Here is a 25266-nt window from a genome sequence, read left to right as displayed (position 1 = left end):
ACAAACCCACAGCAGCCCAACGAAAGGTCCCCACATGTCTCGAAACGCGGTCCGCCGCAGTGCAGCAACCGTGGCTATCATCGCTTCCGCGACCCTCGCCGCCACCGCGTGCACGAATTCCACGTCGTCGCCCGCACCTAGTCAGGGTGCAGCGCAGTCCGGCGCCAATGACGCGCCGGGCAAGAAGGTGACGATCGGCTTCTCCGCACCCGCCGCCGATCACGGTTGGATGGCGGCGATCACCGCGCAGGCGAAATCGGCTGCCGGGCGGTACGGCGATGTCGAATTCCGGCTGTCGGAGGGCACAGCCGACGCCAGCCTGCAGATCTCGCAGGTGGAAACCTTCATCAACGACAAGGTCGATGCCATCGTCATCCTGCCGATCGACGGCGGCGCCCTGACCCAGGTCGCGCAGAAGGCGACCGACGCTGGTATTCCGGTTGTCAACGTCGACCGGCGCTTCGAGAGCGCCACGGCAGCGCGCACCACGATTCTCGGAGACAACTACGGCATGGGGCAGTCGGCCGGACGGTACGTGTGCACCGCCGCGAAGGGCCGGACCGACGCCGTTGTCGCCGAGATTCCCGGCATCGACTCGCTGCCACTCACACAGGACCGGTCGCGTGGCTTCCGTGACGCGCTCGCACGGTGCGGTCTGAAGGTCACGAACCGCGTTGCGGCCGATTTCACCGTGGAGGGCGGCGAGCGTGCGGCCTCGAACCTGCTTCAGGCCGCTCCGAAGATCGACTCCTCTGGAACCACGACGACGACCAGGGCGTCGGCGTGCTCACTGCGATCAAGCAGGCGGGACGCACGGAGATGACCATGATGGGAGGCGGTGGGTCCAAGAACATGATGGCCGAAATCCAGAAGGCCGACTCCGTGGTGAAGGCCACCATCCTGTACCCGGCGACTCAGGGCGCCGACGGCGTGCGCCTCGCACGCCTGGTCGCCCAGGGGAAGCCGCTCGCCGACATCGATGAGGTGGCCGTTCCCAAGGAGATCACTCTGTCCGCACCCGTCGTCGACAGCTCGAACGTCGGCGAGTACATCACCACGGCCTATGAGTCCTGACACCATCGGCGTTGGACTGGTCGGCTACGCCTTCATGGGCCGAGCGCATTCCCAGGCGTGGCTGGCCAGTAGGCAGTTCTTCTCTCCAGGTATCCGCGCCGAGCTCACCGCGATCGCCGGGCGTGATGCCGAGGCAGCGCGGGATGTAGCCGATCGGTTCGAGTGGCGATCCGTCCGTACCGATTGGCGAGATCTCCTCGACGATCCCGCGATCGGACTGATCGACATCTGCACACCCGGTGATACACACGCTGAGATCGCCATCGCAGCGCTCGCCGCAGGCAAGCACGTGCTCGTGGAGAAGCCCATGGCGAACACCCTCGCCGAGGCGGAGGCGATGGCGGAGGCCGCCGCCGCCGCGCGGAGGACCGGAACCCGATCGATGGTCGGCTTCACCTACCGGCGGCTCCCCGCCATCGCCCTCGCACGGGAGATCGTGGCCCGCGGCGGCCTGGGCCGGGTCTACTCGGTGCGGGGCCAGTACCTGCAGGACTGGCTCGCCGATCCGAAAGCGCCCTGGACCTGGCGACTCGATCGCACGGCGGCAGGTTCCGGCGCCCTCGGGGATATCGGCGCGCACGTGATCGACCTCGCGCAGTACGTCGTGGGTGACCGCATCACAACCGTGAGCGGCACCTTGACGACGGCGCATTCGCAGCGCGTCGATGCCGGGGGCACCTCACGCGCGGTCACCGTCGACGATTCGTGCGATTTCGTCGCGCGGTTCGCCTCGGGCGCGTCGGGTTCCTTCACCGCGACCCGGCTCGCCACGGGCCGGAAGAACGCCCTGCGACTCGAAGTGAGCGGCGAGAACGGCGCGCTGGCCTTCGACCTCGAGGACATGAACTACCTCGAGTTCTACGACACCAGCGGCGGCCCTGACGCGGGCTTCCGACGGATCATGGTCACCGATCCGCAGCATCCGTACGTCGGGGCCTGGTGGCCACCCGGGCACAGCCTGGGATACGCACAGCCCTTCACCCATCAGGCGGTGGATCTGCTGAATGCGATCGCCGACGGTACTGATCCAGCTCCTTCTTTCGAGGACGGACTGCAGGTACAGCGCGTGTTGGCCTCGATCGAGACCAGCGATCGCACCCGGAGCTGGACCACCGTGATCGAAGCAGCCGAGGAGGCTACTCCATGACCCGCTCGATAGCGCTCTTCACCGGGCAGTGGGCTGACATGCCCTTCGTCGACCTGGTCCGCCAGGCCGCCGAATGGGGCTATGATGGACTCGAAATTGCTTGTTCCGGAGATCATTTCAACGTCGATCGAGCTTTATCTGATCCGGAATACCTGCCCGCCAAACGGCGCCTGCTGGACGAGTACGGGCTGCAAGTATGGGCACTGTCGAACCATCTCACCGGCCAGGCCGTGTGCGACGACCCGATCGACGAACGCCACCGAGCAATCCTCTCCGACGCGGTGTGGGGTGATGGTGAAGCCGAGGGCGTGCGCCACCGCGCGGCCGACGAACTGAAAGCCACGGCGCGCGCCGCCGCAGCCTTCGGTGTGCCCACCGTGACCGGCTTCACCGGGTCATCGATCTGGAAGTACGTCGCAATGTTTCCGCCGGCCACTGCCGCCCAAATCGGCGCCGGTTACCAGGACTTCGCAGACCGCTGGCACCCGATCCTCGATGTATTCGATGCGGAAGGCGTCCGATTCGCGCTCGAGGTGCATCCCTCGGAGATCGCGTACGACTACTGGACAACACGGGCCGCACTGGACGCAGTGGGGAACCGGCCCGCTTTTGGCCTCAATTTCGATCCTTCGCACATGGTCTGGCAAGACCTTGATCCCGCAGGTTTCCTGTACGACTACGCCGACCGCATCTACAACGTGCACTGCAAGGATGCGCGTCGACAGACGGCGAACGGCCGCAACGGGCGGCTGGCCTCCCACCTGGAGTGGGGCGATCCTCGGCGCGGCTGGGATTTCGTCTCGGTAGGCCGCGGACACGTCGAGTGGGACCCGATTTTCCGGATGCTCAACACGATCGGCTACGCGGGACCGCTATCGGTCGAGTGGGAGGACGCGGGCATGGACCGTCTCGACGGCGCCCCGCAGGCACTGGACTTCGTCCGGCGGAATCAGCTCACGGCTTCGCCGGGAGCGTTCGACGCCGCCTTCGCCCGAAGATCCGACTGAGCGCGAACGGAATTTCCAGCCCCTATGATGTGAGCCACGTGATTGCGAGTGCAATCTCACAGCCAGGAGGCCCGGAAATGCGCACTGTCATCATCGTCTCGATCGGCATCGTGCTCGCCCTCGTCTTCCTGGCGGTGGGCCGGAAGGTCGATTCGATCGGCACCCGTCGCGCCGCGATCGCCTTCACCGTGGTCTGGACCGTCGCGATGGCGATCAACATGGCGGTGGGGATGAGCCACGGCTACTCCTTCAGCGAGGAGTTCCCGATCCTGCTGATCAACGTGCTCCCCGGGGTCGCCGTGGCATTCGGCGGCGATTACCTGCTCAGTCGCCAACCGGCGAGCTGAGGAGCGCTCCCACTTCCCGGCGCCGCCGTGCGAGATCCTCGAACTCGGCGTCGATGCGGGCCAGGGTCGCTCGCATCGTGGCCTCGACGGCGGGACACAGGTCCACGGTGACGTGGTCCTCGCGGACGCACGGCAGGACGACGGCGATGGCGGCCGAGTCGAATCCGGCGTCCAGCAGTCCGCGGATGCGACGCACCTGGGTAGCGGCGTCGCGGTCGTAGACCCGGTAACCTGCCGCGGTCCGGCGCGACGCGAGCAGGCCCTTCTCCTCGTAGTACCGCAGCGACCGGGCGCTCGCTCCCGTGACCTGCGACAACTCGCCGATGAGCAATTCGTCCTTGACCTTCACACCGGCGTCAACCCCGACACTGCATGCATGTATTCCGAACAGGCAGCGCAGATCCTCACCGAGACCGGTTCGCACGTGGTCGATCGGGGCACGGGCCCCGTCGTCGCGCTGGCGCACGGCGCGGGCGGGGGTGTGGTCGAGAACTTCGGTCCGCTCATGGACGCCGTCGGCGGGCATCGGTTCGTGGGCCCGTACTGGCCCGGGGCCGGTGGCACCCCGCGTGCCGCGGCCCCGCTCGAGCTCGAGCAGCTCGCGGACACCGTCGTGGCGGCCGCGGTCGAGCGGGGCGCCGAGCGATTCCCCGTCGTCGGGATCTCGCTCGGTGCCGCGGTTGCCGTGACCGCGGCCCTGCGTCATCCGGAGCACGTCTCGGCGCTGGTGCTCACCGTGGGCCTGGCCCGCGCGGACGTGCGGGTGCGCGCCACGAGCGGCGCCTTCCGCGCCCTCGCGGCCGCGGGTGCGACGGACGCACTCACGGCACTGGTGCTCACGGCCGTGTCCTCGGATGCCGGCCTGCGGGCACTGACGGACGAGGACGAACAGGCCGCCCGTGCCGGGATCGCCGCGACGATCCCGCCCGGCATGCCCGATCACATGGAGCTCGTCGGCCGGGTGGATGTGACGGGGCTGCTGTCCGGAATCCGCGTCCCGACCCTCGCGGTGGTGGGCGGCGGTGATCGGTTGGTGCCGCCGGAGATCAGCCGCGAGTTCGGCGCGATCGCGGATTCACGGGTGATCGAGTACCCGGGTGCCGGCCACATCTTCACCCCGGACGAGGCGGCCCGGTGGTCGGGCGACGTTGCGGAGTTCCTGGCCGCACGGTGAGCCCGGCGGGCATGATCGAGGCATGACCGACGCCGTCCTCGCCCTTCACTGGCAGATCAACGTGATCGAACCGGAGGGCTTCTTCGGCCCGATGCTGGCGGGGCCGGTCGCCGAATCGGGCGTCGTGGACCGGGCCGCGGCCTTCCACGATGCGGCACTCGCGGCGGGCGTGCCGGTGATCTTCACCCGCTTCACCGTGCCCGAGGGCGAGGGCGACCTGGTACGCAACACCGGGTTCATGCAGGCGGTTGGGGACGCGCAGGAGTCCTTCCGTCCCGATGCGGACGGGGCGCAGATCATCGCCGTCATGCGCGACCAGCCGACCGCGGTCTACGACAACCAGCGGCTATCGGGGCTCGCCGGTCCGGCGACGGAATGGCTGGCGGAGCACGGGATCGACACGCTGTATCTGACCGGTGTGGCCACCAACCTCACCGTGGAGCAGACCGCGCGGCACGCCACCGATCTGGGACTCGTGGTGCACGTGGTCGAGGACTGCGTGGCCGCCGCCGACCCCGCGACGCACGACGCATCGCTGGCGAACCTGGATCTGGTGACGGCCGGCCGGGTATCGGCGGTCGAGGCCGTGGCGCGGTTCGGGGCCGCCTGACCGTCACGGACCTACAGGCGCGCTCAGCGCAGCTGGGCGCCGTAGGCGTGGGTGATCTGCAGGACCAACAGCACGCGACGGTCGGAAACCATCACCTCGCGGTACTCGCGCCAGTCGGGGTGCTCGCCAGCCCCGCTGCGGTAGTAGTCGACCAGGGCGTCCACCTCGGGACCGTCGGGGTCGGTGGACGGGCCGATGAGCGTGGCCGTTCCCTCTGCGGTGGCCCAGGCGTAGCCGTCGGCGCTGGTGAACTCGATCGCCGCGCGGGGATCGCGCCGCAGATTCGCCTCCTTCGCGCGACCGGCGGTCATCGAGACCAGGATCCGGTCGCCGTCCGCGTCGTACACCGTGGTGACGGGCGAGAGCTGCGGCATCCCGCTGGCGCGGATGGTCGCGAGGACGCCGATGCGACTGGTCGCGATCAGGCTGCGGGGGTCGAACTCGGTCGATGCCATGCCGGGTGCAACGCGCCGCCGGGTCCGGCTGTTCCGGATCCGACGGCACGCGCAACGGTCAGGCCGTCACGTGATCGAGCCGGGCGTCGGGTCGGGCGGCGCGGTTGCGGCGTTCCCACGCGATGCTCGCGGCGGCGAGCAGTGCGCCGGCGCCGCTGAGCGCCACCCCGATCCACACCGGCATCGTCGGGCCGCCGCCTGCGCTGATCCCCATGCCCCCGAACTGCGCCCCCGCGGCGTTGCCGAGGTTGAACGCGGCGATGTTGGCCGACGAGGCGATGAGCGTGGCTGTTCCGGCGTTGCGGAGCACCCGCAGCTGCAGGGCGGGCACCGTTGCGAAGCCGACCGCTCCCATGACCATCAGGGCGAGCACGACGAGCGGCTTCGAGCCCGCGCACACCGCGACGGCGGCGATCGCGAGGGGCAGCAGCACCGCGAACACGATCAGGCCGCGGTCGGCGTCCCGGTCGGCGACGCGCCCGCCCACCAGGTTCCCGGCGAACAGTCCGACGCCGAAGAGGACCAGGATCCAGGGAATCGCGCCGGGTCCGAAACCGGTGACCTCGCGCAGCAGCGGCTCGATGTAGGTGAAGGCGCCGAACAGTCCGCCGAAGACCAGTGCCGTTACCGCGCAGGCGATCCAGACGGACGGCTGCAGCAGTACCGTGATCTGCGACCGGACCGAGGTCGTCGCGGGCGGGAGATTCGGCACGAAGGCGGCGATCGCGGCGATCGCGAGCACGCCGATCAGCGCCACCGCCACGAAGGTCGCGCGCCAGCCGAACCGGTGGCCGAGCGCCGTGCCCGCGGGGACGCCGAGCACGTTGGCCACGGTGAGCCCGGCGAACATCAGCGCGATGGCCGAGGCCTGCCGCTCGGGGGTCACCAACCGGGCGGCGAGGACGGCGCCGATCCCGAAGAAGCCGCCGTGGCACAGCGCGGTGATGATCCGCCCGGCCAGCACGATCTCGTAGGTGGGTCCGAAGGCGCACACCAGGTTCCCGATGACGAACAGGGCCAACAAGATCTGGAGCGCCGCCTTGGGTGGGCGGGAGACGAGGGCGAGGGTGACGGTGAAGGCGCCCACGACGACGCCCAGGGCGTAGCCCGTCACCAGTCCGCCGGCCGCGGGGATGGTGACGCGCAGGTCCGCCGCCACATCGGTGAGGAGGCCGGTGATCGAGAATTCGGTGAGGCCGATGCCGAATCCGCCCATGGCGAGGGCGATCAGGCCGGGGTGCATGCGCCGGGTGTCGGTGGTGGTCATCGTGCTCCGTTCAGGGTGTCGCGCAGCCAGGAGGCGAGGTCGCGTTGCAGGTCGAGGGCGGTGTCGAGCACGGCGTCCATCCAGTAGAAGCCGTGCAGGGTGCCGGGGTAGTCGATGTGGGTCGCGGGCACACCGGCGGCGGTGAGCGCGCGGACGTACCGCTCGCCGTGGCCGCGCAGAACGTCGTACTCCGCGGTCGCGACGAAGGCCGGTGGGAGGGCGGCGAAATCGGTCGCGTCCAGCGGTGCGGCGCCGGACGGGGTGCGGCCGGGGCCGTCCTGCCCGTCCGGTAGGTACTGGCGCCAGAACCAATCCATGTCGGGCGCAGAGAGGCCCACCTCATCGGCGGGGATCGCGTCGTAGTCGCCGGGCCGCAGCGGTGGATAGATCAGGGCCTGCGCCGCGATGCGCGGGCCGCCGCTGTCACGGACCCGCTGCACCAGCGCCGCGGCGAGGGTGCCGCCGGCGCTGTCGCCGATCACCGCGATCCGGTCGGTGTCCACGTCCAACTGGCCGGAGGCGATCCAGTCGAGGGCGGCCGCGGCGTCGTCGAGCGCGGCGGGGTAGGGGTGTTCGGGCGCCTTGCGGTAGTCGACGGTGATCACCGTGGCTCCGGTGTCGCGCGCCAGAACCCGGGCCGGTTGATCGCTCACCTCGATATCGGCGCCGACGAAGCCGCTGCCGTGCAGCATCAGGATCACCGGCCCGGCGGGCGGTCCGTCGCGGTAGATGCGCACGGGCAGTGCGGATCCGGGACCGACGATGTAGCTGTACTGGACCTCGGCGACGGTGGGCGCGGGGCGCTGCATCCCGAGGTAGCCGCGGATGGCGTGCCGGACTTCGGGGACGGTGAGCGTGTGGAGGGGCGGGGCGTCGGCGACGGCGGCCAGGTGTGCGGCGGCTTGGGCGTGCAGGGGCATGGGCGTACTCCGATGTCGTGCGGACAGCTCACAGCGCCAGGACAGGCCTGGTCACCGTGGGTGATGGGGGGAGAAGAAGAGTGGGGGTGGGCGGTCAGCCGTCGACGCGGTGCCGCAGCAGGGCGAGGGCGTCGTCATCCGCGCTGCCGGGGGCCGCACTGAACGCGATCATGCGGGCTCCGTCGGATTCGGGGAGGTGCAGCATCTGGTAGCAGAGGTCCATCCGGCCGACCCACGGATGGGTGAATCGCTTGAGCCCGCTGGTGCACAGCTCGACGGATTGACGCGCCCACAGCCGGGCGAAATCACGGTCCAGGACGAGCTCGCCGAGCAGGGCCCGCAGATCCGGGTCCGCCGGGAACTGCGCCGACACCCAGCGCAGGGAGGCGACGGACAGTTCGGCCTCGTGCTCCCAGTCCACGTACAGCGAGCGGACTTGCGGGTCGAGGAAGGTCTGGCGCACCTTGTTGGGCGGCGGATCGTCGTGGACCGCCCCGTAGGGCACGTGCGCGGCCAGCACCGCGTTGCCGAGCCGGTTCCAGGCCAGCACGTCCTGATTGCGCGAGAGGACCACGGCGGGAGTGTCCATCGCCTCGACGAGCTGCCGGACTCCGGTGAAACCGGCACCGGCACGGTCGATGGGTGCGGCCCGCTCGCCGGACGGATGCGCGAGTTCGAGTAGGTGCAGCCGCTCGACCTCGGAGAGCCGCAGCGCCCGGGCGAGCGCGTTGAGGATCTCGTCCGAGGCGTTGACGGCGGCGCCCTGTTCCAGCCGCGTCAGGTAGTTGACGGACACGCCGGCCAATTCGGCTAGCTCCTCGCGGCGCAGCCCCGGCACGCGACGGCGGCCGTAGCTCGCCAGTCCCAGTTCATCGGCGTCGACGGCGGCGCGGCGCGAACGCAGGAACGAGCCGAGCGTCGGGGCGGTCTCTTCGATCATGTACTCGAGTGTGATCCTCAGGCCACGGACGTGCCTGCCCCTGTCAGGGGCAGGCACGGGACCGGGGTGTTCACCGAGGTCAGGCGCCTTCGCTGATCCGGATCTCGCGGACGGCACCGTCGCCGAGGGCGGCGAGGGCCTCCTGGTAGGCGGGGGAGTCGTGGGCGGCGATCGCGGCCTCGAGGCTGTCGAACTCGATGAGCGTGGTGCGCTCCTTGATCCCCGCCTCGTAGGTCACCGCGGGCAGTCCGCGCGCCAGGAACCGGCCACCGGCCTCCGTGATCGCGGGGCCGCCCAGGGCGGCGTACGCGGCCACCTTCTCGGGATCGCGGATCTCGGTGTAGAACGCCATCCAGTACGCCTTGGCCATGTGCTTCTCCTTCGGTTGCGGTGTCTTCAGTATCGCCGGGGCGTGTGCACGATGCGACCGGCCGCACGTTCAGTGACTTCTGTGCGCGAGGACCCGATGATGAGCAGGGTGCGCATATCGACGGTGTCGGGATCGAGGTCGGCCAGAGTGGTTACGGTGATCTCCTCGTCGGGCGATCCGACAGCGCGGCCGAGGATCACCACGGTGTTCGCGGGTCGCTCCTCGAGCAGCACCTCACGCATCCGGACGAGCTGTTCACGCCGGGTCTTCGAGGCCGGGTTGTACACGGCCAGTGCGAGATCGGCGCGGGATACCGCCCGCAGCCGTTCCTCGATCACCGCCCATGGCTTGAGGTAGTCCGACAGCGAGATCACGGCGTAGTCGTGGCCGAGCGGGGCGCCCACCCGGCTGGCCACGGCGTTGGCGGCGGTCATCCCGGGCAGCACGTCCACGGGAACGCCGTGGAACTCGGGATCGGCCGCCACCTCGGCGACGGCGGAGGCCATGGCGAAGACACCGGGGTCGCCCGAGCTCACGACGGCGACCCGCGCACCGTTGGCGGCCAGGGTGAGGGCGTGCCGCGCCCGTTCGGCCTCCACCCGGTTGTCCGAGGCGTGCACGCGCTGACCGGGCCGGGGACGCACGCGGTCGGTGTAGGTCTGGTAGCCCACGATGTCGGTGGCCTCGGCGAGGACGCGGCGCACCTCGGGCGTGGTCCACGCCTCGTCGCCGGGGCCGAGCCCCACCACCACGACGCCCGGCGTGGGCCGCGCGGCGGGCGCATTGATCGGCCCGGGCACCAGCACCGTGGAGAAGTAGGGGACGCTGTCGGGCGCGACCTCGGCGAGCGGAAGCACCCGCTGATCGGTCCGGCTCGCGCGCTCCACGTAGAGGGCCGTCGTGGCCCGGTCGGAGGCGTCCAACGCCGCGGCGACCGCGGGGAAGGTGCGGCCCAGCTTCATGATCGCCGCTGCATCGGTGTCGGCGAGGCGGCGGCGCAGCTCCGGCTCGGGCAGGGTTCCCGGTAGCACGGTGAGCACCTCGTCGGCCTCCACGAGCGGGACGCCCGTCGCGGCGGCGGCGGCGCTGATCGAGGTGACTCCCGGCACGATCACGCAGTCGAATCGGCCGGTGAGCCGCTTGTGCATGTGCATGTACGAGCTGTAGAACATCGGATCGCCCTCGGCGAGGAGCACCACGTCGCGGCCCGCGGACAGGTGTTCGGCGAGCTGCTCGGCGGCCTCGGCGTAGAAATCGTCCAATGCTCCGCGGTAGCCGCCGGGATGATCGGTGGTCTCGGTGGTCACGGGGTACATCAGGCGCAGCTCAGTCTGATCGCCGCGCAGGTAGGGCTCGGCGCACGCCCGCGCATTCGAACGGCCGTGGCGCGCACTGTGATAGGCCACCACATCGGCGGCGCCGATGAGCCGTGCCGCCTTCACCGTCACCAGTTCCGGATCGCCCGGCCCCACACCGACGCCGTAGAGCGTGCCGCTCACAGTTCCTCCTCCTGCGCCAGCGCGTTGAGCGCAGCGGCGGTGATCGCGCTGCCGCCCCGCCGCCCCAGCACCGTGATGTATTCGACGCCGAGCGCGGCCGCATCGGCCACCAGCGCGTCCTTGGATTCTGCGGCCCCGATGAAACCGACCGGGATGCCCACGATCACCGCGGGTTTCGGCGCACCCTCGTGCAGCAGGTTGAGCAGGTGGAACAGCGCGGTCGGGGCGTTGCCCACCGCGACCACCGCACCGTCGAGCCGCTCACCCCAGAACTCGACCGCCGCCGCGCTGCGGGTATTGCCGATCCGGGCGGCCCGTTCGGGGACGCGGGGATCACGCAGCAGGCACAGCACCTCGTTGTCGGCGGGCAGCCGGGCGCGAGTGACGCCGTGGGCCACCATGTTCGCGTCGGTGAGGATCGGGGCACCGGACCGCAGCGCGGTGCGCCCAGCGGCCACCGCGCCGCCCGAGATCCGGATGTCGGTCGCGAGATCGGTCTGGCCCGCGGCGTGAATCATCCGAACCGCCACCGTCTCCGCATCCGGCGCGAACCCGGACAGCTCCGATTCGGCGCGGATGGTGGCGAAGGAGCGCCGATAGATCTCGGCGCCGTCGGTGAGGTACTCGTGCACCCCGGGAGTCTATTCGCCCGGGTCCGGGGGAGCGATCACCAGCCGGTGCTCACCCGACGGTGCGCCGCAGCCCCGCTCGCACGCCACCACGTGCACGCGCTCGTCCGCGTCGAGATCGTCCACGAGGCCGGCGGCGTGCCCGAGCGCGTCGGCCTCGGCGCGCGCACATCCGTGGTCGCCCACGCAGGCGCTCACCCGCAGCCACGGGGAGTTCGCATCGAAGATCAGACCCATCGGCGCCAGTACTCGCACCACCGTCTCGGCGGCGCCGTCGTCGAGATCGTGCACCAGGATCGTGCGCCACGGGGTCACCGTGAGCGGGCGGTCGATGGCGGCCAGGAAACGAGCGGTGCGGGCGGGCAGGCGGCCGAGCCGCACACCGGCGCCGAGCGCCACGGTGCCGTCGTCCCGGTCGAACCAGCCGACCGGCGGGGCGGGCGGCGCGGCGGGGGAGTCGCGACCGAGGATCACGCCGCCGAGTGCGGCCGCGACCCGGGCGGCGCCGTCGGGGAGGTCACGGATCCGCCATTCGTCGGCGCGCAGGTCGAGGAAGGCCTGCGCCGCATCGAGCATGTGCTCGACGGTGCCGGGCAAGTCGGTGCGGTGGCCGTCGAGGTGGAGCGCACCGTCGCGGGTCTCGACGTCGGCGGCGAGCGTGGCCACGTCGCCGGAGCCGTCGTCGAGGGCGAACAGGAATCGGCCGGGGAGCGCGGCGAGGGCGGCGCGCCCGCGCAGTGCCTCGTCGAAGGCGGCCGCACGGTCGGCGAGGGCGCGGGACATCGGCGAGGCCACGATGTTGCGCACCCGCTCGTGCGTCTCCGACGGCAGCAGCCCGGCGCCGGACAGGGCGGCGCGAGCGGCGTCCACATCGGCGACGCCGCGCAGCTGGATGTTGCCGCGCGAGGTGAGCTCGATGTCGTCGCCGTCCGAGAGGTCGGCGAGGGTCTCCAGTTGGGCCGGGGTCAGCCTGCCGCCGGGAAGTCGCACCCGCACCAGCGCACCGTCGGCCGCGGTGTGCGGTCGCAGTACGCCGGGGCAGGCGTCGGGTTCCCGAGGGGCGTCGGAGATCAGGCCTCCTCGTAGGTGGGCGGCAGCGTGATCACGTGTCCGGCGTAGGCCAGGCCCGAGCCGAAGGCCATGACGAGCGCGGTCTGGCCGGGCTTCGCCTTGCCGGTGCGCAGCAGCTCCTCGATGGCCAGCGGGATCGACGCGGCGGAGGTGTTGCCGGTGGTCACGATGTCCTCGGCCACGACGCAGTCGTCCCGCAGCTCCAGGGCCTTGATGAGCACCTGGGTGATCCGCAGGTTGGCCTGGTGCGGCACGAAGACGTCGATGTCCTTGGAGGTGAGGCCGGCCAGCTTGAGCGCCTCCTGGCAGGCGGGCAGGAGCGCGGTGGCCGCCCAGCGGAAGACCTTGCGGCCCTCCATGCGCAGGAAGGGACGCACGGGCGCTTCGGTGGTCCCCGCGGTGTCATCCCGGTAGGCGTGCACCTCGTCGAAGTAGGTGCCGAAGTCCTTGTCCTGGTAGATCGCACCGGTGTAGTCGCCGTCGGCTCCCCACGAGACCTGTGAGATGCCCACCTCGTCGGACGGTCCGATGACCGCGGCGCCGGCACCGTCGGCGAAGATGAACGCGCAGGTGCGGTCGTCCTCGGCGATCAGGTCCGACAGGCGCTCGACGCCCACGACCACCACGTACTTGGCGGTGCCGGCGCGGATCAGGTCGGTGCCCACGGCGGCGGCGGTGGTGAAGCCCGAGCAGCCGGCGGTGATGTCGAACGAGGGAATGCCGATGCGGCCGAGCGCCTTCGCGATCTGCGGCGCCAGCGAGGGACCCAGTTCGAGGCGGGTGTTGGTGGCGGAGATGACGCAGTCCACCAGCGCGGGATCGATGTTCGCGGCCTTGATGGCGCGCTCCGCGGCCTTGACCGACATCTCCAGAATGGTCTCGTCGTCGCTCGCGAAGTTCCGCGATTCGATGCCCGAACGGGTCTTGATCCACTCGTCGCTCGAGTCGATCTTGTCCACGATCTCCGAGTTCGGGACCACGCGCCGCGGCCGGTAGACGCCGATTCCGAGGTAGGCGGCGTGCGGCTGCTCAGCGGGAGCAGCGGGGGCGATCCGGGCGGGGGCGGTCATGCGTCGGTAACTCCATTCGGGGGACGGTGCGGGTGAACCATTCGGTTCACCGACGCAGTATTGGTAACATGAACCGAGCGGTTCAAACAAGCACCGCCATGCGGTCGGGCACAATATCCGGTCGTGACCCGATGGCTTCTCGAGGAGGATCGCGAGGAATGACGACCGCCCCCAAGCCGCGCCCGCGTCCCCGTGCGCGCCTGGTGAACACCGCCCTCACCCTCGTCGGGCAGCACGGCTTCGCCGATGCCGGGCTCACGGAGCTCACCGCCCACTCGAAGGCCTCGAAGAATTCGCTCTACCAGTACTTCCCGGGCGGCAAGGCCGAGCTCGTGGAGGCCTCCACCGCGCTCGCGGGCCGCCGCCTGCTGCGCTACATCGACGCCGCCACCAGCAAGGGGGAGCCGCACGACTGGATCGGGCGCTTCCTGGAGCTGTGGAAGCGGGTCCTGGTGCGGTCCGATTTCCGGGTGGGATGCCCGCTGCTGGCGGCCGCGCTGGCCGACGGTGAGCCCCGCGTCCAGGAGGCGGCCACCGCCGCCTACACCGAGTGCGCGCGCCGGTTCGCCGTGGCACTGGTCGACTCGGGGGTCGACGAGGAGGGCGCCCGCGTCTTCGCCTCGGTGTTCATGAGCTCGGTGGAGGGTGCCGTGGCGCGCTCACGCGCCGCGCGCAACATCTCCCCGCTCACCGACGTGCACGCCAGCATGAAGGCGCTCCTCGATCTCACGATCGCACAATCAGCTGTGCGAGTACAGTCCGGCGAATGAACCGCGACGACTACTCCGTCTGGCTCGAGGACACCTACGCTATCGATTCGGAGGGAGTGCGCTCGTACGCGCGTGCCACGCGCGCATCGCACGTCCCCTACGCGAACAGCCGCGTGATCCCGCACGACACGGCCGTCCCGCCGCTGATCGTGGCGCAGCCCGTGTTCAAGGTGGCGGCACGGCTCATGGCCGACGTCATCGACGACTTCAACGTGGGCCGCCTCCTGCACGTCTCGCAGACGGTCCGGCAGGTGGAGCCGATCCGGATCGGCGATGTGGCCTCGCTCGGCGCCCGGATCACCGACCGCGTCACCAAGGCGGGAATCGACCTGTTCACCGTGGATTGCGTCGTGGCGGTGGGCGATGAGGCCCGGATCGAGACCTCCAGCGTGGTGGCCTACGCCGGGGGCGATGAGGTACCCGCCGATCTCATCGACCAGGCCTCCCGCGATGTGGTGATGCACGGCGCCGTGCTCTGAGAGCCGGCTCACCGACAGCAGGATAGGGTCGCCTATGTGATCCTCCTGCTCTCGACCTCCGACACCGATCTGCTCAGCGCGAAGGCCAGTGGCGCGCCGTACCGTTGGGCCAACCCGGCCCGGATCAGCGTGGACCTGGACCTGCCCGCACTGCTGGACGGTGCCGACATCGTGGTGGTGCGCATCCTCGGCGGACGCCGCTACTGGGAGGCGGGGCTCGACGCGCTGGCGGCGAGCGGCAAGCCCGTCGTCGTGGTCTCGGGGGAGCAGGCACCGGACGCCGATCTGATGGAGGCCTCGACCGTGGCGGCCGGCGTCGCCACCCAGGCGCACGCCTACCTCGCCGAGGGCGGCCCCGAGAACCTGGCGCAGCTGCACGACTTCCTGTCCGACACCATCCTGCTGACCGGCAAGGGCTTCGCACCGCCGGTCGCCGCGCCGCAGTGGGGTGTCGTCGAGCGGCCCGCGGGCACCGGTCCCCGGATCGGGATCCTCTACTACCGGGCCCAGCACCTGGCCGGGAACACCGCCTACATCGACGCGCTCGCCGCGGCCATCGAAGCGCAGGGCGGCACGGCCGTCCCGATCTTCTGCGCCTCGCTGCGCGCCGCCGACGATGCGCTCTTCGCCGAGCTCGCCACCCTCGACACACTCGTGGTCACCGTGCTCGCGGCCGGCGGGGTGAACGCCGCGGGCGCCGCGGCGGGCGGCGACGACGAGTCCTGGGACGTGGGCCGCCTGGCCGCACTGAACATCCCGATCCTGCAGGCGCTGGCGCTGACCACCTCGCGCGAACAGTGGCAGGGCAGCGACGACGGGCTGAGCCCGCTGGACGTGGCGACACAGGTCGCGATCCCGGAGTTCGACGGCCGCATCATCACCGTGCCCTTCTCGTTCAAGGAGATCGGCGACGACGGCCTGCCCGCGTACGTCCCGGACGCCGAGCGCGCGGATCGCGTGGCCGGGCTCGCGCTGCGACACGCGCGGCTGCGGTCGGTTCCGAACCCCGATAAGCGGATCGCGCTGTTGCTCTCGGCGTACCCCACCAAACACGCCCGCATCGGCAACGCCGTCGGCCTGGACACGCCGAAGTCCGCGCTGGAGTTGCTCCGCCGGCTCCTCGACGCGGGCTACGACTTCGGCCCGGCCGAGGCGATCCCCGGATTGGCCGCCGACGATTCCGATGCCTTCATCCACGCTCTCATCGCCCGCGGCGGACAGGACCCCGACTGGCTCTCCGACGAGCGCCTCGAGGCCACCGAGATCACGGTGCCCGCGGACACCTACCGACAGTGGTTCGCCACGCTCCCGCAGGGCCTGCGCGACTCCGTCACCGAACACTGGGGCGAGGCGCCCGGCTCGCTGTTCACCACCGCCGCGGACGAGATCGCCATCGCCGCCCTGCGATTCGGCAACCTCGTGGTCATGGTGCAGCCGCCGCGCGGCTTCGGCGAGAACCCCGTGGCCATCTATCACGATCCCGACCTACCGCCGAGCCACCACTACCTGGCCAGCTACCGCTGGCTCGCGGCGGCCGAGGCCGACGGCGGCTTCGGCGCCGACGCCGTGGTGCACCTCGGCAAACACGGCAACCTGGAGTGGCTGCCGGGGAAGACGCTCGGCATGTCGGCCGACTGCGGCACCGACGCCGCTCTCGGCGATCTCCCGCTGATCTACCCGTTCCTGGTCAACGACCCCGGCGAGGGCACGCAGGCGAAGCGTCGCGCGCACGCGGTGCTGGTCGATCACCTGATCCCGCCGATGGCCCGCGCCGAGAGCTACGGCGACATCGCGCGCTTGGAGCAGCACCTCGACGAGTACGCCAACGTCGCCAGCCTCGACCCGGCGAAGCTGCCGATGATCCGGCAGCAGATCTGGACCCTGCTGCAGGCCGCGAAGCTCGACCACGACCTGGGGCTCACCGATCAGCCCGACGAGGATTCCTTCGACGACATGATCCTGCACGTCGACGGCTGGCTCTGCGAGATCAAGGACGTCCAGATCCGCGACGGCCTGCACATCCTGGGCGCGGCACCATCGGGGGATGCGGAGTCCGATCTGGTGCTGGCCATGCTGCGCGCCAAGCAGATGTGGGCCGGCGCGGTGCACACACCCGGCCTGCGCGAGGCCCTGGGCATGGACGAGGACGGGTCCGCCTCGAAGGCGCAGACCGATGAATTCGAGGCCCGCGCCCGCGAGCTGGTGTTCGCGGCCGCGGCTACCGACTGGGATCCGGCCGCGGTGGCCGCGATCAGCGACGATCCGGCCGTGACGAAGGTGCTGGAGTTCGCGGCTACCGAGATGGTGCCGCGGCTGCGCCGCACCGGCGACGAGATCGATCACGTGCTGCGGGCACTGGACGGCGGTTTCGTCCCCGCCGGACCGTCGGGCTCGCCGCTGCGCGGACTGGTGAACGTGCTGCCCACGGGCCGCAACTTCTACTCCGTCGACCCGAAGGCGGTGCCCTCGCGGCTGGCCTGGGCCACCGGGCAGGAACTCGCGGAGTCCCTGATCGCGCGGTACCTCGGCGAGCACGGCGAGTACCCGAAGTCGGTGGGCCTGTCGGTGTGGGGAACCTCCGCCATGCGCACCGCGGGCGACGACATCGCCGAGGTGCTGGCACTGGTCGGCGTGACCCCTGTGTGGGACGAGCAGTCCCGCCGGGTGTCCGGCCTCGAGGTGATCGGCCTGGAGGAGCTGGGCCGCCCCCGCATCGACGTCACCGTGCGCATCTCCGGCTTCTTCCGCGACGCCTTCCCGCACGTCGTGGCGATGCTCGACGATGCGGTCCAGCTGGTCGCACAGCTCGACGAGTCCGACGAACAGAACTACGTGGCCGCCCACACCCGCGCCGCGCTGGCCGAGCACGGCGATCCCCGTCGGGCCACCACCCGCGTCTTCGGCTCCAAGCCCGGCACCTACGGCGCCGGACTGCTGCAGCTGATCGACTCGAAGAACTGGCGCACCGACGCCGACCTCGCCGAGGTGTACACCGCGTGGGGCGGTTACGCGTACGGTCGCGGGCTCGACGGTGCACCGGCCGCCGACGACATGCGGTCGGCGTACCGGCGGATCGCCGTGGCGGCGAAGAACATCGACACCCGCGAGCACGACATCGCCGATTCCGACGACTACTTCCAGTACCACGGCGGCATGGTGGCCACGGTGCGTCATCTGACCGGCTCCGACCCGGAGGCCTACGTCGGCGATTCCACCCGCCCGGACAGCGTGCGCACCCGGACCCTGAACGAGGAGACCACCCGCGTCTTCCGCGCCCGGGTGGTGAATCCGCGCTGGATGGCGGCCATGCGCCGGCACGGTTACAAGGGCGCCTTCGAGATGGCGGCCACCGTCGACTACCTCTTCGGTTTCGACGCCACCGCCGGCGTGATGGCCGACTGGATGTACGAGACGCTCACGCAGAACTACGTGCTCGACCCCGAGAACCGGAAGTTCATGGAGGAGTCGAACCCGTGGGCGCTGCACGGCATCGCCGAGCGGCTGCTGGAGGCCTCGCAACGCGAGCTGTGGAAGGAGCCCGATCCGCAGCTCCTCGCCGACCTGCAGCAGGTGTACCTCGACACCGAGGGCGATCTCGAGGACCGCTGACGCGGGAACCATTCGCCCGGTTCGCCCGTTGTACAGGGCATGAAGCTCTTTGCGTTCCTGACCTACTTCGTCGTGGAGATCGCGGCGTTCGCGGGCCTCGTCGCGTGGCTCGGGTTCGGCTGGGCACTGCTCACCGTGATCGCCGCGACCGCCATCGGCGTCCTCATGCTGCGGCGCACCGCCGCGGGCGTGCTGCGCGACCTCGGTGCGGCCCTCGACGGGCGCAAGTCCGCGGGGCCCGCCCTGATGGACACGGCGCTGCTCGCCGCGTCGGTGTTCCTGCTCGCCGTGCCCGGCGTGGTGAGCACCGCGCTCGGCCTGGTGCTGCTGGTCAAGCCGGTCCGCGCCGTGATCCGCCCGGTGGCCGCGTACGTGGGCGCCAAGCGCATCGCGCACTTCGTCGAGGAGTCCGGCCTGGTGACCGTGCTCGCCGGGCAACCGCGCGGCTTCGGCACCGTGGTCGACGGCTCGGTCGACGACCACGCCACGCAGGGCGCCGCCGACGGCACCGTGGACGGTGTCGTGGTGGACGCCGGATCGTCCGCCGGTCCCCGTCCCGGATACCGGGAGCTGCCGCCGGCGTAGCGCTTGGCAGACTCTAGGGGTGAGCACGGAACTCCTCGTCGGCGGGCGCATCTACACACCCGCCTCCACCACGGCCACCGCGATCGCCGTGGAGAACGGCCTCATCAGCTGGATCGGTGAGGATCAGGCGGCGCGGGCCCTGCATCCGGATGCCCGGGTCACCGAACTCGACGGCGCCTTCGTCGCCCCCGGCTTCGTCGACACCCACGTGCACCTCACCGCCACAGGACTGGCGCTCACCGGACTCGACCTGTCCGGGCCCAGGGACGCCGTGGTCGCCACGCTGCAGGGCACGCTCGGCGGCGCGGTCCTGGCACGCGGCTGGGACGACACCGCGTGGGACACCCCGCTGCTGCGCACCGACCTGCCCGGGGACCGCATCATCTACGCCGCGCGCATCGATGAACACTCCGCACAGGCCAGCACCGCCCTCCGCGCCCTGGTGCCCGACCTCGCCGAGCTGGCCGGCTACTCGCCCGACGGTCCGCTGACCGCCGCCGCGCACCACGCCGTCCGCGCGGCCGCGATCGCCGCGCTCACCGATGTCCAGATCACCGCGGCACAGACCGCCGCCCTCGACGCGGCGGCCCGCGCGGGCATCGTCGCCGTGCACGAGAACTCGGGCCCGGACATCGCCGGCGAGCGGGATTTCGCGCTCCTCGCGGGTCTCGATCATCCGGTCCACGTGCGCCGGTACTGGGGGGAACCCGCCCGGGACGCCGAGCACGCCCGCGCCCTGCTGGCCCGCACCCGCGCCGACGGGCTGGCCGGCGACCTGTTCGTGGACGGCTCGCTCGGCAGCCACACCGCCCTGCTGCTCGAGCCCTACGCCGACGCCGACACCCACGGCGTCTCCTACCTCGACGACGAGACCGTGACGAACCACATCCTGGCGTGCACCGAGGCCGGAATCCAGGCCGGCTTCCACGCCATCGGCGACGCCGCGACGGCCCGGATCGTGGCCGGCTTCGCCGCCGCCGTCGAGCGGTTCGGCGGCCCGCGGGTGGCCTCCTGCGCGCATCGCATCGAACACGCCGAGATGGTGACCGCCGATCAGGCGAAGCGACTGGGGGACTGGGGCGTCATCGCCTCGATGCAGCCCCTGTTCGACGCCTTCTGGGGCGGCACCGAGGGCATGTACGCGATGCGCCTGGGCGCCGAGCGCGCCGCTACCCTCAACGATTTCGCGCTGTTGGCCCGCAACGCGGTGCCGCTCGCGCTGTCGTCGGATTCCCCGGTCACACCGCTGGACCCGTGGGCCACACTGCGCGCCGCCACCCAGCACCACACGCCCGGCAGCGCCATCTCGCCCCGCGCCGCCTTCGCCGCAGCGACCCGCGGGGCCTGGCGGGCCGGGGGAGTGCGCGACGGCATCGCCGGCACCCTCGTTCCCGGCGCGCCCGCATCGTTCGCCGTGTGGGACGCCGACGAACTGGTGGTGCGGGCACCGTCGGACGCGGTGCAGCGCTGGTCCACCGATCCGCGCGCGGGCGTGGCCCCGCTGCCCGATCTGGCGCCGGGAGCCCGCCTGCCGCGCTGCCTGCGCACGGTGATCGACGGACGGACGGTGTTCGCGGCGTGACCGCCGTGCTGGCGCGATCGCTCGCGAGCCTCGCCGCGGGCCTCGCCCTCTACTTCGCGTTCCCACCCACCGGCCTGTGGTGGCTCGCCCCGATCGGCATCGGCGTGCTGTACGCCGTGCTCGCGCTGCCGGACCGGACGCGGCCGCGCGCCGGCTTCGGCTACGGCCTGCTCGCCGGGCTCGGGCAGTTCGTCCCGCTCCTGAAGTGGATCGACAGCATGGTCGGCGCGCTCCCGTGGATCGGACTCGCGATCGCCTGCTCGATCTTCTACGGGGCCTTCGGCGTGCTCGCGGCGCGCCTGACCCGCGTGCCGGGCGCCCCGGTCTGGGTGGCCGCGGCCTTCACCGTCGCCGAGTGGGCGCGGTCCTCCTTCCCGTTCGGCGGCTTCCCCTGGGGCCGGCTCGCGTTCAGCCAGGGCGACTCACCCCTGGTCTCGCTGGCCCGGTTCGTGGGCGCACCCGGCCTCTCCTTCGCGGTGGCCCTGCTCGGCACCGCCCTCGCGGCGGCCGCACTCACCGCGTGGCGCCGGGGCGCGGCCCGTGGCTACGCCGTGCCCGCCGCCGCGGCACTGATCGTGGTGGCCGGGGCGGCCGCGGCCTGGCCGACGGTGGGCGCACCGTCGCCCGGACGCACGGTGACGGTGGCCGCGATCCAGGGCAACGTACCCGAGCAGCGCTGGGACGTGGCCACCCAGCGCGAGGCCGTGCTCACCAATCACCTGGAGGAGACGCGGCGGCTGGCCGCGGAGATCCGCGCCGGGCGGCAACCGCAACCGGACGTGGTGGTGTGGCCCGAGAACTCCTCGGACGTCTCCCCGGAGCGTGATCCCTCGGTGGATGCCCGGATGCGCGCCGCCGCGGCGGAGGTGGGGGCGCCGATCCTGGTGGGCAGCGTGCACTACGACGACACCGGCCGCTACTACAACAGCATGATCCTGATGACCGCCGAGGGCCCGGTGGAGCGGCACGACAAGGCCATCCTGCAGCCCTTCGGCGAGACCATGCCGATGCGCGACTTCTTCCGCCTGTTCTCCAGCTACGTCGACATGGCCAACAACTTCACCCCCGGCACCGGCGACGGGGTGGTGCATCCCCGCCGCGGCGACGGTCCGCCGCTGCCGCTCGGCGTCGCGACCTGCTACGAGGTGGCCTTCGACCGCTCGTTGCGGATGTCCGTGGCGAACGGGGCGCAGCTGCTCACGGTGCCCACCAACAACGCCACCTTCGGGCGCACGGGCATGACCTGGCAACAGCTGGGCATGTCGCAGGTCCGGGCCGTCGAACTCGATCGCGATGTGATGGTGGCCGCGACCACCGGAGTGAGCGCCTTCGTGCGTCCCGACGGCACGATCGCGCAGAACACCCGTATCTGGACCGCCGACCATCTGGTGGAGACCATCGCCCTGCGCGAGGGCCGCACCCCGGCCGCCCGACTGGGCGAGTGGGGGAACATCGCACTGTTGGTGCTCACCCTGTGCGGGATCGCCATCGCCATAAGGCAGGATGGATGGCGTTTCACCCAGCCCGCATCGGACCACTCCACAGCAGACCGGCCCACAGCAGACCAAGGAACCACATGACCGAGCAGCCGTCGTCTCCCTCGTCGAAGACGCTGGTGATCATCCCCACCTACAACGAGCTGGAGAACCTGCCGCTCATCGTGGGTCGCCTGCACCGCGCCCAGCCGGACGTCGACGTCCTCGTGGTCGACGACAGCAGCCCGGACGGGACGGGGGAGAAGGCCGACGAGATGGCTGCCGCCGATCCCCGCGTGCACGTGCTGCACCGCTCGGAGAAGAACGGCCTCGGCGGCGCGTACATCGCCGGTTTCAAGTGGGCGCTCGATCGTGACTACCGCGTGGTGGTCGAGATGGACGCCGACGGCTCGCACGCCCCGGAGCAGCTGTACCGGCACCTGGACGCGATCGACGCGGGCGCCGATCTGGTGATCGGCTCGCGCTACGTGCCCGGCGGCAAGACCGTGAACTGGCCGCTGTCGCGACAGATCATCTCCCGCGGCGGCAACGTCTACAGCCAGATCATGCTGGGCACGCGGATCCGGGACATCACGGGTGGCTACAAGGCCTTCCGCCGCGAGACGCTCGAGGGACTCGGCCTCGACAGTGTCGAATCGCTCGGCTACAGCTTCCAGATCGACCTCACCTGGCGCGCCGTGCAGGCCGGATACACCGTGGTCGAGGTGCCCATCACCTTCACCGAGCGGACCATCGGCGATTCCAAGATGAGCGGCTCCATCTTCAAGGAGGCGGCCACCCTGGTCCCGAAGTGGGGGTTCCAGGCCCGCAAGCGCAAGGTGCAGCGCCGCCTCGGCCGCTGAGTCTTCGGCCGCTGCGCGGGGCCGCCGCCCGCTGAGCGGGCGGCGTCGCGCGCACGAAGAAGGGCCCCGGATTTCTCCGGGGCCCTTTCTCGTGGTTTCTCAGGTCACTTGCCGCGACGCGCCTTGAGCAGGTCGAGCCGCTCCTTGAGCAGCTCCTCCAGCTCGCCCTCGGACCGCCGCTCGAGCAGCATGTCCCAGTGGGTACGCGGGGGCTTGACCTTCTTCTCCTCGGGCACCACGCCGTCGATCAGCGTGCCCTCCAGGCCGTTCTTGCACAGCCAGGTACCGGGGATCTCCGCGTCGTCCGCGAACGGTACGTCGAACTCTTCACCGTTGTCGGTGCGGTATCGCGCGATCCGCCGCGGAGCGAGGTCGTGGTCCCGATCCGTCTCATAGCTCACCGCACCCAGGCGGCTGCCCCGTAGAACTCGATCTGCCATGCTTCTCCCAACGATCGCCGTACGCCGAACATTCCCAGTCTACCGGCTAGGATGAGCGGCCATGACCACCGCTCGACGACGCCGGTCCGCCGCGTGCGCGTGGTGCGGCCGTGAGGTGGTCTCCGAGGGCCCCGGCCGCACCCGGAAGTACTGCCGCCGTTCCTGCCGCCAGCGCGCCTACGAGGCCCGCGCCGCGCTGGACGGCTCGTCGCTGCCCGCCGATTCGGTGGTGCTGACGGCGGCCGAGGCCGAGGCGGTGGCGGAGCGTATGTTCGAGGTACGGTGCGCGGCGGAAGACGTGCAGACCGCCGTCGCCGAGGGCGCCACCCTCGACGAACTGTCCGAGCTCGCGGACCGTCTGGTGGAGACCGCGCGCGCCGCCGAACGTTTGCGCTGATCGCCCGACCCGAGGAGAGATTTTTCGATGACGCCCGCCCGCCTTCGGCTCGGCGCCCTGATCGCGGCCCTCGTGCTCGCCGTCTCCGCGTGTTCGTCGAACGACCCGACTCCGCAGGTGACCTCGGTCGCGCCGCCGCCGCCGGCACCGGCCGCGATCCCCGCCGATTGGGCGGAGTCCACGGTGCAGGTTCCGGGGAGCGCGGTCGCGGCCACCTACACCGCGCCGCGATCGGCTCCGGATCGGCTGCGGGCCGCGCTGGTGCTCGGCGACGACGACCGCGGCGGCCAGGTGGCCACCAAGCAGATCGCGGTGATGCTGGCCCATCAGGGCGTGGCCAGCCTGCGGTACGACGGTGCGCTCGCCGGCAATCCCGACTACGCGCAGGCCCTCGACCGGGCCGGGCGCGCGCTCACGGCGCTCGCCGAGACCTCGAAGGTCGACGATGCACGATTGCTCGCCGTCGGGCACGGCCCTGCCGCACCGCTGGTGATCGCCCTCGGTGCCGGGCAGGCGCAGCGTCCGCCGCGGCCGATCGCCCTGATCGAGCCGGTGGTGGCGAACCCGCTGCCGAACGCTCCGGACATCTACCAGAACACCCTGGCGATGACCGATGCGCAGACCAAGTACCTGGACAAGCGCAAGCACAACCTGGTCACCTGCTCCGATGCCGATGTGGCCGTGGACTGCTCCGCGGTGCAGGGCGTGGTGGACATGATGACGGGCACGCACGTGAACTTCGTCCGGCTGCGCGGCGTGAGTTACGCACTGCAGGAGGACGAATCGCGCGATCCCGCACGGTACGGCGCCCCCGATCTGTCGTTCTCCGCGAGCCTGAACCGCACGGTCGGTACCTGGGTCTCGATGCAATGAGCCGCCCGGATCGCGGCGCGCTCGGTGGTGCGGCACTGGCCTCGGGCGCCGCGGTGGCCTGGTCGAACGCGGCGCTTCCGCGGCTGACGCACGAGTTCGGCCTGGGCCGTGCGGGCCGGTCCGCAGCGACCGCCGCGTTCTGCGCTGCGGATGCTCTGCTGGCGCGGGCCCGGGTTCCGGCTCCGCTCGGTGTCGGAGCGGGGGCCGCGCTCGCGGTCGCCGGCCTCATCGGCGCACGCTCGGTGGATCGCGAGGATCCGCCGCCGCTGCCGCGGTGGGTGCTGCTGGACATCCCGTTGGGCACGGTGCTGCCGGAGGAGGTGCTCTTCCGGGGTTCGCTCACGCCGCGCTGGGAGGCCGCTCTGGGACGTCCTGCGGGGTCGGTCGCGGGTGCCCTGACTTTCGGGCTGTGGCATGTGGGTGCCGCTCAGGCTGCCGGCGACCCTGTACTTCCGACAATCGCCGTCACCTCGTTCGCGGGGGCGGCCTTCGACGCTCTGGTACGGCGAACCCGCAGGTTGTGGCCCGCGATGGCGGCGCATTGGGCACTGAACGGCGCCGGTGCTGTTCTCAGCTCGGGTTAAGTGTTTTCGAGGTTTGTCGGTACCGACAC

The 25266-nt window shown here is 71.0% G+C and carries 28 protein-coding genes; 17 read left to right on the top strand and 11 right to left on the bottom strand.

From position 1 onward, the window contains the following. Nucleotides 1-70 precede the first annotated feature (70 nt). The 5 genes from TTY48_RS16810 (at nucleotide 71) to TTY48_RS16790 (ending at nucleotide 3575) form a co-directional block, all read left to right on the top strand. The gene (locus tag TTY48_RS16810; RefSeq protein WP_220658802.1) at nucleotides 71-823 is read left to right on the top strand and encodes a substrate-binding domain-containing protein; all 753 of its coding nucleotides are present in this window, start codon (nucleotides 71-73) and stop codon (nucleotides 821-823) included. After that, the gene (locus tag TTY48_RS16805; protein WP_220658801.1) at nucleotides 820-1074 is read left to right on the top strand and encodes a hypothetical protein; all 255 of its coding nucleotides are present in this window, start codon (nucleotides 820-822) and stop codon (nucleotides 1072-1074) included. The genes TTY48_RS16810 and TTY48_RS16805 overlap by 4 nt, the downstream gene beginning before the upstream one ends. Then, nucleotides 1064-2221 (top strand): Gfo/Idh/MocA family protein, encoded by a 1158-nt coding sequence (locus TTY48_RS16800; RefSeq protein ID WP_220658800.1) that lies wholly within the window; start codon nucleotides 1064-1066, stop codon nucleotides 2219-2221. The genes TTY48_RS16805 and TTY48_RS16800 overlap by 11 nt, the downstream gene beginning before the upstream one ends. Beyond that, complete coding sequence (locus TTY48_RS16795; RefSeq protein WP_220658799.1) at nucleotides 2218-3228, top strand: sugar phosphate isomerase/epimerase; 1011 nt, start codon at nucleotides 2218-2220, stop codon at nucleotides 3226-3228. The genes TTY48_RS16800 and TTY48_RS16795 overlap by 4 nt, the downstream gene beginning before the upstream one ends. 77 nt (nucleotides 3229-3305) lie before the next feature. After that, entirely contained in the window at nucleotides 3306-3575 is a 270-nt protein-coding gene (locus TTY48_RS16790; RefSeq protein WP_220658798.1) for a hypothetical protein, read from the top strand. Here the strand turns inward: TTY48_RS16790 and TTY48_RS16785 are convergent. Next, nucleotides 3553-3924, bottom strand: coding sequence for a MerR family transcriptional regulator (locus TTY48_RS16785; RefSeq protein WP_220658797.1), 372 nt, complete (start codon nucleotides 3922-3924; stop codon nucleotides 3553-3555). The two genes, TTY48_RS16790 and TTY48_RS16785, sit on opposite strands and share 23 nt — an antisense overlap. Before the next feature lie 27 nt (nucleotides 3925-3951). Between TTY48_RS16785 and TTY48_RS16780 the strand changes: the two genes are divergently transcribed. Together TTY48_RS16780 and TTY48_RS16775 are read left to right on the top strand one after the other, a co-directional pair. Beyond that, nucleotides 3952-4749 (top strand): alpha/beta fold hydrolase, encoded by a 798-nt coding sequence (locus TTY48_RS16780; protein ID WP_220658796.1) that lies wholly within the window; start codon nucleotides 3952-3954, stop codon nucleotides 4747-4749. Nucleotides 4750-4771: 22 nt separating this feature from the next. Further along, nucleotides 4772-5359, top strand: coding sequence for a cysteine hydrolase (locus TTY48_RS16775; RefSeq protein ID WP_220658795.1), 588 nt, complete (start codon nucleotides 4772-4774; stop codon nucleotides 5357-5359). A gap of 23 nt (nucleotides 5360-5382) precedes the next feature. Here the strand turns inward: TTY48_RS16775 and TTY48_RS16770 are convergent, their stop codons facing one another. From TTY48_RS16770 to fabH, 9 genes are all read right to left on the bottom strand, one after another. After that, nucleotides 5383-5814 carry a PPOX class F420-dependent oxidoreductase gene (locus TTY48_RS16770; RefSeq protein ID WP_220658794.1) on the bottom strand — a complete coding sequence of 144 codons (432 nt, stop codon included), beginning with the start codon at nucleotides 5812-5814 and terminating at the stop codon, nucleotides 5383-5385. A 58-nt stretch (nucleotides 5815-5872) separates the two neighbouring features. Next, nucleotides 5873-7081 (bottom strand): MFS transporter, encoded by a 1209-nt coding sequence (locus TTY48_RS16765; RefSeq protein ID WP_255585790.1) that lies wholly within the window; start codon nucleotides 7079-7081, stop codon nucleotides 5873-5875. Next, complete coding sequence (locus TTY48_RS16760) at nucleotides 7078-8001, bottom strand: alpha/beta hydrolase (protein WP_220658793.1); 924 nt, start codon at nucleotides 7999-8001, stop codon at nucleotides 7078-7080. Before TTY48_RS16760 ends, TTY48_RS16765 begins: the two co-directional genes overlap by 4 nt. 94 nt (nucleotides 8002-8095) lie before the next feature. Further along, a complete protein-coding gene (locus tag TTY48_RS16755) occupies nucleotides 8096-8941 on the bottom strand; it encodes a helix-turn-helix domain-containing protein (protein WP_220658792.1) in 846 nt (281 codons plus the stop codon). 79 nt (nucleotides 8942-9020) lie between these two features. Next, complete coding sequence (locus tag TTY48_RS16750) at nucleotides 9021-9311, bottom strand: DUF1330 domain-containing protein (RefSeq protein WP_220658791.1); 291 nt, start codon at nucleotides 9309-9311, stop codon at nucleotides 9021-9023. 26 nt (nucleotides 9312-9337) lie between these two features. Then, nucleotides 9338-10810 (bottom strand): precorrin-2 C(20)-methyltransferase, encoded by a 1473-nt coding sequence (locus tag TTY48_RS16745; RefSeq protein ID WP_220658790.1) that lies wholly within the window; start codon nucleotides 10808-10810, stop codon nucleotides 9338-9340. Beyond that, a complete protein-coding gene (locus TTY48_RS16740) occupies nucleotides 10807-11442 on the bottom strand; it encodes a precorrin-8X methylmutase (RefSeq protein ID WP_220658789.1) in 636 nt (211 codons plus the stop codon). The genes TTY48_RS16745 and TTY48_RS16740 overlap by 4 nt, the downstream gene beginning before the upstream one ends. 9 nt (nucleotides 11443-11451) lie before the next feature. Further along, a complete protein-coding gene (locus TTY48_RS16735) occupies nucleotides 11452-12435 on the bottom strand; it encodes a precorrin-3B synthase (protein ID WP_255585789.1) in 984 nt (327 codons plus the stop codon). 74 nt (nucleotides 12436-12509) lie between these two features. After that, nucleotides 12510-13580 (bottom strand): beta-ketoacyl-ACP synthase III, encoded by a 1071-nt coding sequence (fabH, locus tag TTY48_RS16730; protein ID WP_220658788.1) that lies wholly within the window; start codon nucleotides 13578-13580, stop codon nucleotides 12510-12512. A 158-nt stretch (nucleotides 13581-13738) separates the two neighbouring features. Here fabH and TTY48_RS16725 point away from each other — a divergent pair, with 158 nt between their 5' ends. Genes TTY48_RS16725 through TTY48_RS16695 form a run of 7 tightly spaced genes read left to right on the top strand, consistent with a single transcriptional unit; the run spans nucleotide 13739 to nucleotide 22943 of the window. Beyond that, complete coding sequence (locus TTY48_RS16725; protein WP_220658787.1) at nucleotides 13739-14350, top strand: TetR/AcrR family transcriptional regulator; 612 nt, start codon at nucleotides 13739-13741, stop codon at nucleotides 14348-14350. Next, nucleotides 14347-14829 carry a MaoC family dehydratase N-terminal domain-containing protein gene (locus TTY48_RS16720; protein WP_220658786.1) on the top strand — a complete coding sequence of 161 codons (483 nt, stop codon included), beginning with the start codon at nucleotides 14347-14349 and terminating at the stop codon, nucleotides 14827-14829. Before TTY48_RS16725 ends, TTY48_RS16720 begins: the two co-directional genes overlap by 4 nt. 36 nt (nucleotides 14830-14865) lie before the next feature. Next, nucleotides 14866-18438, top strand: a complete 3573-nt coding sequence (cobN, locus tag TTY48_RS16715; RefSeq protein WP_220658785.1) for a cobaltochelatase subunit CobN — start codon at nucleotides 14866-14868, stop codon at nucleotides 18436-18438. Nucleotides 18439-18477: 39 nt separating this feature from the next. Further along, nucleotides 18478-19023 (top strand): FxsA family protein, encoded by a 546-nt coding sequence (locus TTY48_RS16710; RefSeq protein ID WP_220658784.1) that lies wholly within the window; start codon nucleotides 18478-18480, stop codon nucleotides 19021-19023. Nucleotides 19024-19042: 19 nt separating this feature from the next. Then, complete coding sequence (locus TTY48_RS16705; RefSeq protein WP_220658783.1) at nucleotides 19043-20605, top strand: amidohydrolase; 1563 nt, start codon at nucleotides 19043-19045, stop codon at nucleotides 20603-20605. Further along, nucleotides 20602-22185, top strand: coding sequence for an apolipoprotein N-acyltransferase (gene lnt, locus TTY48_RS16700; protein WP_220658782.1), 1584 nt, complete (start codon nucleotides 20602-20604; stop codon nucleotides 22183-22185). The genes TTY48_RS16705 and lnt overlap by 4 nt, the downstream gene beginning before the upstream one ends. Continuing rightward, complete coding sequence (locus tag TTY48_RS16695) at nucleotides 22182-22943, top strand: polyprenol monophosphomannose synthase (RefSeq protein ID WP_220658781.1); 762 nt, start codon at nucleotides 22182-22184, stop codon at nucleotides 22941-22943. Before lnt ends, TTY48_RS16695 begins: the two co-directional genes overlap by 4 nt. 104 nt (nucleotides 22944-23047) lie before the next feature. Here the strand turns inward: TTY48_RS16695 and TTY48_RS16690 are convergent, their stop codons facing one another. Continuing rightward, complete coding sequence (locus TTY48_RS16690) at nucleotides 23048-23383, bottom strand: RNA polymerase-binding protein RbpA (RefSeq protein ID WP_220658780.1); 336 nt, start codon at nucleotides 23381-23383, stop codon at nucleotides 23048-23050. 61 nt (nucleotides 23384-23444) lie between these two features. On the opposite strand from TTY48_RS16690, the gene TTY48_RS16685 reads away from it, so the two are divergent. From TTY48_RS16685 to TTY48_RS16675, 3 genes are read left to right on the top strand one after another with little or no spacing between them, the layout of a single operon-like run. Then, complete coding sequence (locus TTY48_RS16685) at nucleotides 23445-23780, top strand: hypothetical protein (protein ID WP_220658779.1); 336 nt, start codon at nucleotides 23445-23447, stop codon at nucleotides 23778-23780. A gap of 27 nt (nucleotides 23781-23807) precedes the next feature. Continuing rightward, entirely contained in the window at nucleotides 23808-24653 is an 846-nt protein-coding gene (locus TTY48_RS16680) for a hypothetical protein (protein ID WP_220658778.1), read from the top strand. Further along, nucleotides 24650-25237 carry a CPBP family intramembrane glutamic endopeptidase gene (locus TTY48_RS16675; RefSeq protein ID WP_220658777.1) on the top strand — a complete coding sequence of 196 codons (588 nt, stop codon included), beginning with the start codon at nucleotides 24650-24652 and terminating at the stop codon, nucleotides 25235-25237. The genes TTY48_RS16680 and TTY48_RS16675 overlap by 4 nt, the downstream gene beginning before the upstream one ends. The last annotated feature ends 29 nt before the right edge of the window (nucleotides 25238-25266 follow it).

Origin of the sequence: Tsukamurella sp. TY48, from assembly GCF_019656655.1 — a bacterium.
Classification (GTDB): Bacteria; Actinomycetota; Actinomycetes; order Mycobacteriales; family Mycobacteriaceae; genus Tsukamurella; species Tsukamurella strandjordii.
This window is presented reverse-complemented; position numbering and strand designations above follow the sequence as displayed.

What these genes read in the sequence shown, in the direction of transcription:
- TTY48_RS16770 (WP_220658794.1), bottom strand. Translation starts at nt 5,814, where the DNA reads ATGGCATCGACCGAGTTCGACCCCCGCAGCCTGATCGCGACCAGTCGC.
- TTY48_RS16725 (WP_220658787.1), top strand. Translation starts at nt 13,739, where the DNA reads ATGACGACCGCCCCCAAGCCGCGCCCGCGTCCCCGTGCGCGCCTGGTG.
- TTY48_RS16720 (WP_220658786.1), top strand. Translation starts at nt 14,347, where the DNA reads ATGAACCGCGACGACTACTCCGTCTGGCTCGAGGACACCTACGCTATC.
- TTY48_RS16685 (WP_220658779.1), top strand. Translation starts at nt 23,445, where the DNA reads ATGACCACCGCTCGACGACGCCGGTCCGCCGCGTGCGCGTGGTGCGGC.
- fabH (WP_220658788.1), bottom strand. Translation starts at nt 13,580, where the DNA reads ATGACCGCCCCCGCCCGGATCGCCCCCGCTGCTCCCGCTGAGCAGCCG.
- TTY48_RS16800 (WP_220658800.1), top strand. Translation starts at nt 1,064, where the DNA reads ATGAGTCCTGACACCATCGGCGTTGGACTGGTCGGCTACGCCTTCATG.
- TTY48_RS16775 (WP_220658795.1), top strand. Translation starts at nt 4,772, where the DNA reads ATGACCGACGCCGTCCTCGCCCTTCACTGGCAGATCAACGTGATCGAA.
- TTY48_RS16755 (WP_220658792.1), bottom strand. Translation starts at nt 8,941, where the DNA reads ATGATCGAAGAGACCGCCCCGACGCTCGGCTCGTTCCTGCGTTCGCGC.
- TTY48_RS16750 (WP_220658791.1), bottom strand. Translation starts at nt 9,311, where the DNA reads ATGGCCAAGGCGTACTGGATGGCGTTCTACACCGAGATCCGCGATCCC.
- TTY48_RS16760 (WP_220658793.1), bottom strand. Translation starts at nt 8,001, where the DNA reads ATGCCCCTGCACGCCCAAGCCGCCGCACACCTGGCCGCCGTCGCCGAC.
- TTY48_RS16695 (WP_220658781.1), top strand. Translation starts at nt 22,182, where the DNA reads ATGACCGAGCAGCCGTCGTCTCCCTCGTCGAAGACGCTGGTGATCATC.
- TTY48_RS16680 (WP_220658778.1), top strand. Translation starts at nt 23,808, where the DNA reads ATGACGCCCGCCCGCCTTCGGCTCGGCGCCCTGATCGCGGCCCTCGTG.
- TTY48_RS16780 (WP_220658796.1), top strand. Translation starts at nt 3,952, where the DNA reads ATGTATTCCGAACAGGCAGCGCAGATCCTCACCGAGACCGGTTCGCAC.
- TTY48_RS16710 (WP_220658784.1), top strand. Translation starts at nt 18,478, where the DNA reads ATGAAGCTCTTTGCGTTCCTGACCTACTTCGTCGTGGAGATCGCGGCG.
- TTY48_RS16690 (WP_220658780.1), bottom strand. Translation starts at nt 23,383, where the DNA reads ATGGCAGATCGAGTTCTACGGGGCAGCCGCCTGGGTGCGGTGAGCTAT.
- TTY48_RS16675 (WP_220658777.1), top strand. Translation starts at nt 24,650, where the DNA reads ATGAGCCGCCCGGATCGCGGCGCGCTCGGTGGTGCGGCACTGGCCTCG.
- TTY48_RS16765 (WP_255585790.1), bottom strand. Translation starts at nt 7,081, where the DNA reads ATGACCACCACCGACACCCGGCGCATGCACCCCGGCCTGATCGCCCTC.
- TTY48_RS16795 (WP_220658799.1), top strand. Translation starts at nt 2,218, where the DNA reads ATGACCCGCTCGATAGCGCTCTTCACCGGGCAGTGGGCTGACATGCCC.
- TTY48_RS16805 (WP_220658801.1), top strand. Translation starts at nt 820, where the DNA reads ATGACCATGATGGGAGGCGGTGGGTCCAAGAACATGATGGCCGAAATC.
- TTY48_RS16790 (WP_220658798.1), top strand. Translation starts at nt 3,306, where the DNA reads ATGCGCACTGTCATCATCGTCTCGATCGGCATCGTGCTCGCCCTCGTC.